The organism is Pseudomonas sp. GW821-FHT04D07, assembly GCF_059420225.1.
Genome location: NZ_JBWKTH010000024.1, coordinates 24,725 through 37,127, shown reverse-complemented (window position 1 = coordinate 37,127; position 12,403 = coordinate 24,725). Strand labels below are relative to the sequence as shown.

Here is a 12,403-nt window from a genome sequence, read left to right as displayed (position 1 = left end):
TCGTAGAACAAGTGTCCCTACTCGGCTCAAGTACTGGATTGAGCCTGGGCTGTCTGAATCAGCCGCTCAATCCCGCCCATCAAAAACTGCTCAACGGCTTCGTCTACCAGAAATCCGTCCTGGACCTTGCCGGTCACGCCGCCAATCACAATCTGCGGATAGACCACCAGTTGCGCCTGGATGGCCCACAAGGTTTCATTCAGTTGTTGATGAGCCCGCACGCCACCGGTAAAGGCCGGGGAGGCGGTAAAGGTCAGCACCGGTCGGCCGCTCAGTACCGAATGGCCATGGGGGCGGGACAACCAATCCAAGGCGTTTTTCAACAACCCCGACATGCCGTGATTGTACTCCGGCGAACCGATCAACAGCCCGTCGGCCTCGGCCACCGCGGCACGTAGGGCGACCACCGCCGGCGGCGCGTGGGGGCCATCGTGGTCTTCGTTATAGGGCGGAATATCCTGCAGTCCATGCAGGCTCAGTCGCACCGAATCGGGCAACCTTTCGGCCACCGTACGCAGCACCGCCGTGTGCGCCGATTGCCGACGCAGACTGCCGGATAAACCCAGAATATTGATAGTTGCTGTCATGGATGGCATTCCTGGCGAATCGTTTGTACCCAGTCCCAAGCCAAAGCTCAACGACCCAGGCCCTGCATAAAGACCGCGGCCTTGGCCACCTTGTCGGACTTGTTGCGCCAGGCATGGCGGGTACCGTTCTGGATCACCACCTCGCCGCTGCGCACCAGGCGTTCCTGGCCGTCATCCAACTCCAGCCATAATTCACCTTCGATCAGCACTACATAGTCGATCGTCGGGGTGCGGTGCATACCCGGCACCTCGGGTTCGAAGCACTCGATCAGCCCCGGCAACGCTTCGAGCATCTCGCCAAACGCCCGTTGCGGGTCCACTGGCGCAGCCATCACCGAATCCGGCGGCAGGCTGATCATCAGCAAGGACGAACCACCCGCCCCCGGCAACAACGAGCCGCCCAGTGTGCTCTGATCGCCGTCGAGCGCCGGCCCAGCGAGCCAGACCAAGCTGAAGCCATAACCCGGAATATCGCTGAAATCCTTGGCCCGGGGGGCACAGGCGTCGCTGATAAACACCGACTTGCCCTGCCCATCGTGACCGGTGACCACTCTACGTATCTGCATTGTGCTTTCTCCTGCCCAGCCCATGGCGAGGGCACGGAACTATCCGCGCCCTCGCGCCATTCAAGGACGAATAACGAAGTTGCCGAAACCACCCTGGCGATTCTCGATCCCGCTGATGGCCTGGTTGACGTCTTCCAGGGCAAACACGCTGTGCTCGAAGAACGACAGGTCCAGTGCGCCGGACTCCACCATATCAGCCATGTTCTGCCCTTGGCCGGTGGTGAACCAGGCCGAACCGCTGAGCTGGATATCATTGTCCATCATCCAGTGCAGATCGAGCGGCACTTCACCCGCTACCGCGCCGATATTGACCAGATGCCCGCCGCGCCGCAGGCCGCGCATGGCGTCCACCAGGCCCGCGGCAGGAGCGCCGGGCCCAAGAGCATCGATCACCACATCCAGGCCTTCGCCGCCGGTGACCCGGTCAGTCCACTCGTGGGTTGGGCAGGAACCCAGGGAAAGGATTTCGATACGTCCCGGCGCAGCCAGGTCCTTGACCCGCTGGAACAGCGTCTCGTTGCGCGCGGTGCCGAGGATCTTGCGTACCCCCATCGCCAACGCCAGCGCCACGGCTCCCAGGCCAAGGGTGCCAGTGATGCCGTTGATCAGGATCGTACTGCCCGGACCGGCATTGGCCTTGATCAAGGCGCGGTAGGCGGTCCCCAGGTAACCCAGGCGCGCGGCGGTTTCGAAGCCCAGGTTATCCGGCAGCCGCACCAGGCTGTACTGCGGTGCAGGCATGTATTCGCAAAGGCCACCGTAAGGGTAATCCTCGAACATCCTCGGGCTGCGCGGGGTAAAGCCGAAATAACCGTTGAAGGTGTAGGCACTGCAACCGGTGGTATTGCCGGCACGGCAGGCGCGGCACGAACCGCAGTAACGCGCCGGATTGACATAGACCCGATCACCGGGCTTGAAGTCGTAGACCTGATCGCCCACGGCCTCGATCACCCCGGCCGGGTCCAGGCCAAAGATCGCCGGAAGTTTCGGCAATGGCAGATGAGGGAACCAGGTGACCCAGTTGGTCAGGATATTGTGCAGGTTGGGCACGATGCCGCAGGCGGCGACCTTCACCAGCACCTCTGTGGGGCGAATGGCCGGCACCGGTACCTCTTCGATTTGCATCGGCTGGCCGCCTTCGTACATACGTGCTGCACGCATCATTTTCGGACTCATGACTTTCTCCAACGTTTTTTGTTGTTGTTCTCGGCGGCGGCCTGAATCAGACAGGCACGCCTTTTATACAGAATTCGTGGGACTCAGCGCAGGCCATCCTCGCCTTTGACGTCACTGGCGGCGAGACCGCCGATACGCGCGTGGATCCGCCCGCCGGTGGCCATGGCCAGGCCGAAGGCGATCTCGTTGCGGCGCGGACCGTCCCACAGACTCATCTCGGCCACGCCGAAGTGACTGCGCACATACGCCGCCTGGATATGCCCAAGGGGGATCATGATCCGCGAACCGGGCCCGGCGATGCTTTTTGCCGCCGGGACGATGGCCTTGGGATTGCCCAACGCTTCACGCATGGCCCAGCCACCCGCCTCGTGCCACACCGCGCCATGCTCCAGTTCACCGTCCTCACCGACGATGGCGCCCTTGCCATAGGCCTGGATCCGTTCCGGGCCGCCCAGGGCGGTGATCAGGCGCAGGGACAATTCACTGCCCAGGGCCCGCAGTTGCTCCATGAACGGCAACAGGTTTTCTTCATAACGCCCGGCATAGGGATTCTCCACCACCGCCACGGCCACCGCGATCAACAACGGCTCCGCCACCACCGGGCCGCCCTCATGATGCACTTCTTCTATATCCAGTTTGAATTTGCGGATCTTCACCAACGACATGCTTGATCTCCGGCAGGCACCCGCCTGTAAGAAGTTGCTTGGCGGGCTTCCATAATATGCATTTTGTAATGTATGGTGCAAGAAATTATGTTTTATGCACAAAAAGGAAAAGCACTCCATGAAACTGATCTCCTATCACCATGACCAGCAAGCCTGCTTTGGCGCAGTGGTTGACGACCAGGTCATCGACCTGGGCCGGCAATTCCCCGGAGTCGACAACCTGGCGGCACTGCTGGCCAATCCACAACTGCTGTTGCAGGCCCGGGCCCGGGTCGCTGAAGTGGCGCCGGACTATCCCCTGGCCAGCGTGCACCTGGACCCGGTGATCCCGGCTCCGGGCAAGGTCATCTGCGTCGGCATCAACTATGTGGCCCATGCCGAAGAAGCCGGACGCAAGGTCGGCCAGTACCCGGTGATCTTTCAGCGTTTCGCCGAAACCCTGCTGGCCCATGGCGAGCCGCTACTGCGCCCGACCGTCTCCGAGCAGTTCGACTTTGAAGCAGAGTTGGCGGTGGTCATTGGCAAAGGCGGCGCGCATATCGCCGTGGAAGACGCCATGGAGCACGTCGCAGGCTACACCTGCTTCAACGACGCCAGCGTGCGCGACTGGCAGTTCCACACGCACCAGTACGGCATGGGCAAGACCTTCCGCAGCACTGGCGCCCTTGGCCCATGGCTGGTAACCGCCGATGAAATTGCTGACTATCGCGCGCTGCAAGTTCGCGGCATTCTCAACGGTGAACAGCTACAGGAGGGTTCCCTGGGCGACCTGGCGTTCGATATCCCGACGCTGATCGCCTACGTCTCCAAGGCCCTGACTTGGAACCCGGGCGATATCCTGGCGACCGGCACCCCGAGCGGCATCGGTTTCAAACGTACGCCGCCAATTTTCCTCAAGCCCGGGGACATCTTCGAGGTGGTGATCACCCAGATCGGCACCTTGTCCAACCCGGTGATCGACGAGGCTTGAAGCCCGCTTCGCACAAACAATGACAAGAATCAGGAGCAAAGCATGAACACCCTTCCGCGCATCAACTTCACCCACACCGGGACCTTCTGCGCCGACCTAGACAACATGGTCGATTTCTATTGCAGCAAGCTGGGCTTTGTCGTCAGCGACAAAGGCGTGGCGTCCACCGGCCACCGCCTGTTTTTCATGACCCAAAATCCTGAAGTCCACCATCAATTGGTGCTGTTCGATGGCAAGCCGGTGGACCTGCCTTTCAACCCGATCAACCAGCTGTCCTTCCTGCTCGACTCCCTGGAAGACCTGCAGCGTTTTTACCAGTTCGCCAAGGCCAACGGCATCGGGCCCATTGACCAGGTTGACCATGGCAACGCCTGGTCCCTGTACTTCAAGGACCCGGAAGGCAACCCGATCGAGATGTACGTCGACTCGCCCTTCTATACCGCCCAGCCGTGCCGCGAACCTTTGGACCTGGAGCAAAGCACTGAGCTGATCCGCGCCCAGACCCACGCCATGTGCCTGCGTCGTCCCGGATTCCAGACCCGTGCCGAGTGGATGCAATCCATCAGCGAGCGAATCGCCGAACAGCGCGTGCGCTGGTAAGCCTCCTGGCGGCGACCGGCGTCGGGCCGGTCGCCCACATATGCACTCAGAGCCATGCCATGCATAAGAATCTGATAGCGGGACAGTGGATTGAAGGCTGCGGAGTCAGGGAAAACCTCAGCCCCTCGGATATCCATGATCTGGTCGGGCTGTATGCCCAGGCCAGCGCCGAAGACGCGCGCAACGCCATCCAGGCCGCGCGGGTCGCGCAACCGATCTGGGCGGCCAGAAGTCCGCAGCAACGGGCCGATGCCCTGGATTTCGTCGGCAGCGAATTGCTTGCCCGCCGGGACGAGCTCGGCCATCTGCTGGCACGGGAAGAAGGTAAAACCCTGCCGGAAGCCACGGCGGAAGTGATGCGCGCCGGACAGATCTTCAAGTTTTTCGCTGGCGAATGCCTGCGCCTGCGTGGTGAGCACCTGGCCTCGGTGCGCGCCGGCATCGAGATCGACATCCTGCGTCGGCCGGTAGGTGTGGTGGGGATCATCACCCCGTGGAATTTCCCCATTGCCATACCCGCCTGGAAAATCGCCCCGGCCCTGGCCTACGGCAACAGCGTGGTGTTCAAGCCCGCCGACCTTGTGCCTGGAAGTGCCTGGGCCCTGGGTGAAATCATCAGCCGCGCCGGACTGCCGGACGGCACCTTCAACCTGCTGATGGGCCGAGGCAGCATTGTCGGCCAGGCGCTTCTCGAAGCACCGGACGTCCAGGCCATCAGCTTCACCGGTTCCCAGGACACCGGACGCCAGCTGATGCAGGTCGCCGGCGCGCGCTTTGCCAAGCTGCAACTGGAAATGGGCGGCAAGAACCCGCTGGTGGTGTTGGCCGATGCCGACCTGGCCCATGCGGTTGAATGCGCGGTGCAAGGCGCCTATTTCTCCACAGGGCAACGCTGCACCGCGTCGTCGCGATTGATTGTCGAGAAGGCGATCTACCCGGCCTTTGTCGCTGCGCTGACGGAACACCTGAAGGGCTTGCGAGTCGGCCATGCGCTGTCTCCGGACAGCCAGATCGGGCCAGTGGCGGACGGCTCGCAACTGCGTCAGAACCTGGAATATGTCGCCATCGGCAAAGTCGAAGGGGCTACCCTGGCCTGGGGCGGTGAAGCCTTGCAACGTGGCACCGACGGCTACTTCATGAGCCCGGCGCTGTTTGTCGATACCGATCCCCAGGCGCGCATCGCCCGTGAGGAAATCTTCGGTCCCGTCGCCTGCGTGATCGTTGCCGATCACTACGAGCACGCCTTGCAACTGGCCAATGACACACCCTTCGGTCTGTCGGCAGGGATCTGCACCACCTCGCTGAAGTACGCCACGCATTTCAAGCACGAGGTGCAGAGCGGCATGGTGATGGTCAACACCGCCACTGCGGGAGTGGATTACCACGTGCCCTTCGGCGGCAGCAAGGCTTCCAGCTACGGCCCGAGGGAACAGGGCAGCCATGCCGTCGAGTTTTTCACCACGGTCAAAACCGCCTACACCCAGGCCTGAGGTATTTCCCTATCGGCCTCAGCTGGGTAAAACAACAAGAAGATGGAGCACAACATGGATTACGATCTGATCATTGTCGGCATGGGCCCGGTGGGTGCCACGGCAGCCAACCTGGCCGGCCTCTGGGGCCTCAAGACCCTGGTCCTGGACAAGGCCCCCGACATCTATGAAAACCCGCGGGCCATGGGCTTCGACCATGAAGTCATGCGCACCCTGGACAATATCGGCCTGGCCGACGCCATCGCCAGCCACACCATGCCCTATCGCGCCTCACACTACCTTTCCAGCGGCGCGCGCCTGATCAAGCGTATCGACGCGGCCAAGCCACCGCACCTGTTGGGCTGGTCGCCCAATTACGTGTTCTCGCAACCCCCGGTGGAACGGGCGCTGCGGGCGCGGATCGACACCTACGCCCACGTAAAGGTGCAGTTGGGGGCCGAAGTACTGGACGTGCAGTCCCAGGACCAACAGGCCGAAGTCCTGGTGCGTGACGCCCAGGGCCAGGAGCACCGCTGCAGCGCCCGCCATGTGCTGGCCTGCGACGGTGGCAGCAGCCCGATTCGCACTCGCCTCGACCTGGGCATGGAGGACCTGACCTTCGATGAACCCTGGCTGGTGGTGGACGTGTTGCTCAACGAGGGCGCAGGCAGCTCCCTACCGGAAACCAATGTGCAGTACTGCGAAGTCGAACGCCCCTGCACCTTCGTGGTCGGCCCGGGCCGCCATCGGCGCTGGGAGTTCATGATCAACCCTGACGAATCACCAGCGGACATTGCCCAGCCCGAGTCGATCCGCAAGCTAATCTCGCGCTGGCTGCCGACGGCGGACTACGAGATCTGGCGCGCCTCCAGCTACCGCTTCCATGCGCTGATCCTGCGCCAGTGGCGTGCCGAACGCATCTTCTTCCTCGGCGACGCCGCCCACATGACCCCGCCGTTCCTGGCCCAGGGCATGTGCCAGGGCATTCGCGATGCATTGAATCTGGTCTGGAAACTGGCCTTGGTCGGCCGTGACCTGGCCGGCCCGGGCCTGCTCGACAGCTACCAGGCCGAACGCGAGCCCCATGTACGGCGTACCACCGAAGTGGCCAAAACCTTCGGCCAAACCATCTGCGAGCGCGATCCACACAAGGCCGTGGAGCGTGACGAACGCCTGCTGGAGCAGATGCGCACCTCCCCCGACGGGATGATCCGCCAATCGCTGATCCCACATCTGAATGCCGGGTTGATTGACAGCTCACCGGCTGCCGGAGAGCTGTTCCCGCAACCCTGGGTCAGCAACCGCGACGGCGAACAAGGTTTGCTCGACCGTTTCACCGGGCAAAGCCTGCGCCTGGTGCTGGCCGCCGACTTCGCCGCCGACAACCTGCTGCGGCGCTTGCCCGAGGGCCTGAAACGCCTGCCGTTGCAGATCGTCCAACTGGTGGACAAGGCGCCCGTTGTCGGCGATTCAGCGAATCACTATCAGGAGCGAGAGGGCTTGCTCGGCCGCTGGATGGCAGAGCATGAGTGCAAGGTGCTGCTGGTGCGTCCCGACCATTATGTGTTCGGCAGCGCCAGCAGCGAAGATCAGGCGCGGGCCCTGATCGATCGTCTGCTGCTGGAACTGAACCGCTAACCCCCATGAAAAACGCCGCGCCAGGATCACTGGCGCGGCGTTCTTTTTTTTGGTCCGGATTTATTGCAGGGTGGAATGCTGTCCCAACAAGGCATCGGTGACCCGACTCAGGGTTTCGGTGATATGGCTGTCGAGCAAGGCCACTGCCTTGTCGGTATCACGCGCCAGCACCGCGTCCATCAGGCGCTTGTGCTCGTTACCCTTATGCCGCTCGACCTTGCGTCGCAGGGCCGAGAAACGCCGGTAGCGTTCGGCCCGATCAAACAACGAATCGATGGTGCGCAGCAGCAGTGACGACTGGCAGGCGGAGAACAAGGCGAAGTGGAACGCCTTGTGCCGCTCCGACCAATCATCATCCAGGGCCACCGGTAAGCCACTGAGCTTCTTCTCCACCAGGCTCAGGCGATGATAGGCGCCGAGCACATCGGCTTCCCAGGCATCGTCGCCGTGGGCGATAGCGTTGGCCAAGGCCTCGCGCTCCAGCAGACAGCGCAGGTGGGTGATCTCACCGAAATCCGCCACCGACAACCCAGCCACGCGAAAGCCCTTGTTTTCGCTGGCTTCGACAATGCCCTCCTGGGCAAGGCGGTTGAGCGCCTCGCGGATCGGCGAACTGCTCAAGCCGTAAGACTTGGACAGTTCGGCGACTTTAAGCTTTTCGCCGGGAGCCAGGTCGCAGCAGATGATGGACTTCTTCATCTGCTGCAACGCCACTTCGATCAACGACCCGCTTTGATTACTGAGCATGTTCATGGACCTGATAGATATTGCACTGTTGGCAATTTTATGCGCAAAAAACACTTTGTGCAATTTACTCTTGAACTGAAAAGCCTCAGGACAGACGGAAAAACTGCAGGATATCGTGCAACTCCTGTCCCAGTCGCTCCATGTCCTTGCTCGCCGAACCCAACTGCTGGTTGCTGGACAGGTTGCGCTCACAGGTTTCCCGAACCTTGAGCATACTCAACCCCACCCCCTGCGCCACCTGGCATTGCTCCTGGGTAGCATGGGCGATCTGCTGGTTGAGGCCGTGCATGATGCTCAGGTTATCGGCCACCTGTGCCAGGGCGACGCTGGCCTGGGCCGAGAGTTGTTGATTCAGTAGGGCCTGCTCCCGGGCAATTTCAATGTCCTGCACCGCGCCCTTGGTCTGGCGTTGCAGGGACTGGGTCATGGTGCCGATCTGCGCCGCTGCTTCCTGGGTGCGATTGGCCAGATGCCGGACTTCGTCGGCCACCACGGAAAAACCCCGGCCCTGCTCACCCGCCCGCGCCGCTTCGATCGCAGCGTTCAACGCCAGCAGATTGGTCTGCTCGGCCAATGCATGAATCACCTCCAGCACTCCGGCAATGCGCCCGCTCTCTTCATCCAGGCGCCGCATGGTCTGGCTGGCCCCCTCCATTTGCCCGGCCAGTTCGCGACTCTGTAGCGCCACTGCCGCGACGTCGCGCTCACCGGCCTCGTAACCGCTACGGGCCGCATCCGCCGATTGCAGGGTGCGCTCGGTGTGCCGGGCCACTTGCACCAGGCTGGCATTGAGCTGCTGCATGGCCGCGGCCGTGCTGTCGGCTTCCCGCGATTGTTCCCGGGCGCCCCGCTCGGCGGCAGCGGTGGCCGAGGACAGCTCACCACAGGCCAGGGTCAGGCGGTGACTGCCCTGGCCAATACGACTCATGATCTCGTGCAGGCTACGGGTCATTCCCTGCATGGCCAACAGCACCTGACCCAGCTCGTCCCGGCGTGTCACCTCCAGGGACTGGTTCAGGCTGCCCGCCGCCACATCGCCGGCCACCCGGGCGGTGTAACGCAGCGGCGCGACAATGCGCCGACGAATAAATACCGCCGCGCCGGCACTCAACACCAATGCCAGCAAGGTCATACCCAGCAACCCGGAATAGGCCTGCCTGTCCAAGGCACTCTGGTGCGCCATCACCTGCTGCTTCAAGGTCGTGAAATCCGCTAGCATCTGCTGTGCCAGGGCGTCCATGATCTGTTCGCTGACGCGGCTTTCCTGGGCCCGCAAGCGAAACTCTTCAAAGGCCTGACGATAGCCACCCAAGGACTCCAGGGCCGCTTCCAGGGTCTGATGTTGAACCTCAGCGGCGCCATTGGCCAGGGATTGGGTCGAGGATTGCAGGTCGCTCATCAGCAACAGCCATTGGTCGTAATGCACCGCGTCAGGTTGTCTGGCGAAGGCCCATTCACTACTGCGCACGGCCATCAACTTGCGCATCAAGGCCATGGCGTTATCGGCCTGAGTCACCAGATCGAGGTTGGCCTTGCCTTGACCAATGGTCTCGCCCAAGGCTTCGAGTAGGTCCTGCTCCACCCCTTCAAAACCACCCTTGGCCGCTTCAGCCTGGCTTTGCATGCTGCCCTGGGTGGCCAGCGTGCGCTCACGCGTGACGCTGAAACGCTCGAACTGGTCAAGGTATTCCTGGCTGGCCCGAAGCAATGACTGACTGTCGGCAAATCCTCCGTCAAGCACCTTGATCATCCCCCGAAGGGTGCTCAGCACCTCCTCACGGGCGCTGTCCGCGCCCTCCACACGGTAGGTTTTTTCCGCGGCACGGGCACTCAGCACTCCGGCGTGCAGGTCGTTGACTTGCTCCAGCCACTCCTCCCCCTCCACCACCGCCCGCAAGGCATAAGCCGCCGTGCCGGCCAAGACCACGGTCAAGCCGCATAAAAGGCTGAACCCCGTGATCAGCAAGGCGCTGATGGACAAAGGACGGCGCAGGACACCGGGCAATTTTCGCATTGTTGTTTTTCCTGGGCAGATAACGGGAATCAAGGAAATCGCCCCTGGCCTGGTAGAGCCTGCGGTTTTCCTTGACTTTGCAAAACAGCGGATTTATTTTTTGTGCACAAATTCATTTTTAGGGCAAATTAAAGTTAATAATGCACAAAATAACAATCCGTGCAACAAAAGCCAGTTACCCCACCCCTCAGGAGACCTGATCACCACCTTTCGCGCTTCACCGGAGCCGCTCCACCGCCAGACCGCTGTTCAGTGCTGCCGCACATCTGAATCGACTCGCTTAACAACAATAAAAAAGCAGAAGAGGTCACCATGAAAACACTCCACAGCCGCCCGGGCCGTCCACAGTACTTCGCCCGTGCCACCGGTACCGTCGGCGCTGCCATCGCCTTGTGCACCTCGGTCAACGCCGTTGCTTTTCAGTTCGATACCGGTATCCCCGACCTCACCACCAGTTGGACCAACACGCTCAAGTACAGCAACGCCTTTCGCGTCAAGGGTCGCGAGGGCAGTGTCTCTGGCGGCCCCGGCACCTCGGTCCCGAACCCGAACATGGATGACGGCGACCGTAACTTCAGTACCGGCCTGATCTCCAACCGCCTCGATTGGCTGTCGGACCTGGACGTGCACTACAAGGATGTCGGCGCGCGCCTGAGCGGCGCCGCCTGGTACGACTCGGTGTACAACGAGAGCAACGACAACAATTCGCCGGGCACCGCCAACGCCCTCAGCGTGCCCAACAATCACTTCACCGACGCCACCCGCAACCTCCACGGACGCAAGGCCGAAGTGCTCGATGCGTTCGTCTACGGCTCCCGTGATGTGGGTGACACCCGGGTCTCCGGGCGTCTTGGGCAATTCACCCAGATCTACGGTGAAAGCCTGTTCTTCGGCGCCAACGGCATCGCCAATGCGCAATCCACCGTCGATCTGGTCAAGCTGCAATCGGTGCCCGGTTCGCAGTTCAAGGAAATCCTCTTGCCCACCAAGCAGGTGTCCGGCAACTGGCAACTGAGCGATAGCGTCAGCGTCGGCGCCTATTACCAATTCGAGTGGAAGAAAACCCGCCTGCCGGGCTCCGGCAGCTATTTCAGCGGCGGTGATTTCGTCGGCGCGGGGGCCGAAAGTGTCTACTTTCCCACCGGGGTCCTGGTGCATGACGGCAGTATCAATGCACGCAACTCGGGCCAGTTCGGTGCCCAGCTGAAATTCAGCGTCGACGATTGGGACTTCGGTCTCTACGCCGCCAAGTACCACGATAAAACCCCGATTTTCTACTTCCGCCCCGCTGCACTGATCCCCGGCGACAACGACACTTACGTCGAGGTCTATGCCCAGGACATCAAGGTCTTCGGCGCCAGCTTCAGTACCCAGGCCGGTGAGGCGAATGTCGCCGGCGAGCTGTCGATGCGGGTCGATACTCCCCTGGCAGCCACCGGTGGCGTAGTGATCACCGGCATGGGGGCCGACAACGACAGGAATCCCGCATACCCGATCGGTAACTCGTTGCACGCCCAGGTGTCGATGATCAACGTCTACGGCGGCAATAAAATCTGGGATGCGGCGTCCTTCGCCGGTGAGTTGGCGTTCAACCGACGCTTGAGCATCAAGGAGAATGCCGACCAGCTGGATCCCAACACCACACGTGACGCCTACTCACTGCGTTTCACCTTCGAGCCGCAGTACTTCCAGGTCATGCCCGGGGTCGATGTGCAATTGCCGATCAACGTCGGTTACACCCCTTACGGCCGCTCTTCGGTGACCCCGCAAGCCTTCTCTCCGGAACACGGTGGCGACATCACATTCGGGCTCAAGGCCGACTACCAGAAGACCTGGTATGCCTCCCTCAGCTACACCAATTTCTTTGGGGCCGGCGGGCCGATCATCGACTCCAGCAACGCTTACACCTTCAAACAAAACATGAAAGACCGCGACTTCGTCGCGCTCTCGATTCAACGCACGTTCTGATTC

The 12,403-nt window shown here is 61.7% G+C and carries 10 protein-coding genes and 2 pseudogenes; 5 read left to right on the top strand and 7 right to left on the bottom strand.

The annotated features are described in order from the left end of the window. Positions 1-26 precede the first annotated feature (26 nt). The 4 genes from AC07T0_RS23620 to AC07T0_RS23605 form a co-directional block, all read right to left on the bottom strand. On the bottom strand, positions 27-587 hold the full coding sequence (locus tag AC07T0_RS23620; RefSeq protein WP_495003455.1) for an NADPH-dependent FMN reductase: 561 nt from the start codon (positions 585-587) through the stop codon (positions 27-29). A 47-nt stretch (positions 588-634) separates the two neighbouring features. Continuing rightward, positions 635-1,153 carry a cupin domain-containing protein gene (locus tag AC07T0_RS23615; RefSeq protein WP_495003454.1) on the bottom strand — a complete coding sequence of 173 codons (519 nt, stop codon included), beginning with the start codon at positions 1,151-1,153 and terminating at the stop codon, positions 635-637. A gap of 60 nt (positions 1,154-1,213) precedes the next feature. Continuing rightward, entirely contained in the window at positions 1,214-2,329 is a 1,116-nt protein-coding gene (locus AC07T0_RS23610) for an alcohol dehydrogenase catalytic domain-containing protein (RefSeq protein ID WP_495003453.1), read from the bottom strand. Positions 2,330-2,412: 83 nt separating this feature from the next. Next, positions 2,413-2,994, bottom strand: a complete 582-nt coding sequence (locus AC07T0_RS23605; protein ID WP_495003452.1) for an amino acid synthesis family protein — start codon at positions 2,992-2,994, stop codon at positions 2,413-2,415. 118 nt (positions 2,995-3,112) lie between these two features. On the opposite strand from AC07T0_RS23605, the gene AC07T0_RS23600 reads away from it, so the two are divergent. The 4 genes from AC07T0_RS23600 to AC07T0_RS23585 are packed head-to-tail and all read left to right on the top strand — an operon-like array spanning position 3,113 to position 7,671. Then, positions 3,113-3,964: a fumarylacetoacetate hydrolase family protein gene (locus AC07T0_RS23600; protein ID WP_495003451.1), complete on the top strand. Its 852-nt coding sequence runs from the start codon at positions 3,113-3,115 to the stop codon at positions 3,962-3,964. A gap of 42 nt (positions 3,965-4,006) precedes the next feature. Next, positions 4,007-4,564 (top strand): VOC family protein, encoded by a 558-nt coding sequence (locus tag AC07T0_RS23595; RefSeq protein ID WP_495003450.1) that lies wholly within the window; start codon positions 4,007-4,009, stop codon positions 4,562-4,564. Positions 4,565-4,623: 59 nt separating this feature from the next. Beyond that, complete coding sequence (locus AC07T0_RS23590; RefSeq protein ID WP_495003449.1) at positions 4,624-6,054, top strand: aldehyde dehydrogenase family protein; 1,431 nt, start codon at positions 4,624-4,626, stop codon at positions 6,052-6,054. 54 nt (positions 6,055-6,108) lie between these two features. Continuing rightward, positions 6,109-7,671, top strand: a complete 1,563-nt coding sequence (locus tag AC07T0_RS23585) for a bifunctional 3-(3-hydroxy-phenyl)propionate/3-hydroxycinnamic acid hydroxylase (RefSeq protein ID WP_495003448.1) — start codon at positions 6,109-6,111, stop codon at positions 7,669-7,671. Between the two features lie 60 nt (positions 7,672-7,731). Here AC07T0_RS23585 and AC07T0_RS23580 read toward each other — a convergent pair whose 3' ends face one another. The 3 genes and pseudogenes from AC07T0_RS23580 to AC07T0_RS23570 all read right to left on the bottom strand — a co-directional run. Then, the gene (locus AC07T0_RS23580) at positions 7,732-8,418 is read right to left on the bottom strand and encodes a GntR family transcriptional regulator (RefSeq protein WP_495003447.1); all 687 of its coding nucleotides are present in this window, start codon (positions 8,416-8,418) and stop codon (positions 7,732-7,734) included. 85 nt (positions 8,419-8,503) lie between these two features. Next, a pseudogene (locus AC07T0_RS23575) lies at positions 8,504-9,025 on the bottom strand (methyl-accepting chemotaxis protein); the annotation flags it as partial. Positions 9,026-9,361: 336 nt separating this feature from the next. Beyond that, a pseudogene (locus AC07T0_RS23570) lies at positions 9,362-9,550 on the bottom strand (HAMP domain-containing protein); the annotation flags it as partial. 1,194 nt (positions 9,551-10,744) lie between these two features. On the opposite strand from AC07T0_RS23570, the gene AC07T0_RS23565 reads away from it, so the two are divergent. Next, the gene (locus tag AC07T0_RS23565) at positions 10,745-12,400 is read left to right on the top strand and encodes a DUF1302 domain-containing protein (RefSeq protein ID WP_495003446.1); all 1,656 of its coding nucleotides are present in this window, start codon (positions 10,745-10,747) and stop codon (positions 12,398-12,400) included. Positions 12,401-12,403: the final 3 nt, after the last annotated feature.

What these genes read in the sequence shown, in the direction of transcription:
- AC07T0_RS23620 (WP_495003455.1), bottom strand. Translation starts at nt 587, where the DNA reads ATGACAGCAACTATCAATATTCTGGGTTTATCCGGCAGTCTGCGTCGG.
- AC07T0_RS23615 (WP_495003454.1), bottom strand. Translation starts at nt 1,153, where the DNA reads ATGCAGATACGTAGAGTGGTCACCGGTCACGATGGGCAGGGCAAGTCG.
- AC07T0_RS23610 (WP_495003453.1), bottom strand. Translation starts at nt 2,329, where the DNA reads ATGAGTCCGAAAATGATGCGTGCAGCACGTATGTACGAAGGCGGCCAG.
- AC07T0_RS23605 (WP_495003452.1), bottom strand. Translation starts at nt 2,994, where the DNA reads ATGTCGTTGGTGAAGATCCGCAAATTCAAACTGGATATAGAAGAAGTG.
- AC07T0_RS23600 (WP_495003451.1), top strand. Translation starts at nt 3,113, where the DNA reads ATGAAACTGATCTCCTATCACCATGACCAGCAAGCCTGCTTTGGCGCA.
- AC07T0_RS23595 (WP_495003450.1), top strand. Translation starts at nt 4,007, where the DNA reads ATGAACACCCTTCCGCGCATCAACTTCACCCACACCGGGACCTTCTGC.
- AC07T0_RS23590 (WP_495003449.1), top strand. Translation starts at nt 4,624, where the DNA reads ATGCATAAGAATCTGATAGCGGGACAGTGGATTGAAGGCTGCGGAGTC.
- AC07T0_RS23585 (WP_495003448.1), top strand. Translation starts at nt 6,109, where the DNA reads ATGGATTACGATCTGATCATTGTCGGCATGGGCCCGGTGGGTGCCACG.
- AC07T0_RS23580 (WP_495003447.1), bottom strand. Translation starts at nt 8,418, where the DNA reads ATGCTCAGTAATCAAAGCGGGTCGTTGATCGAAGTGGCGTTGCAGCAG.
- AC07T0_RS23565 (WP_495003446.1), top strand. Translation starts at nt 10,745, where the DNA reads ATGAAAACACTCCACAGCCGCCCGGGCCGTCCACAGTACTTCGCCCGT.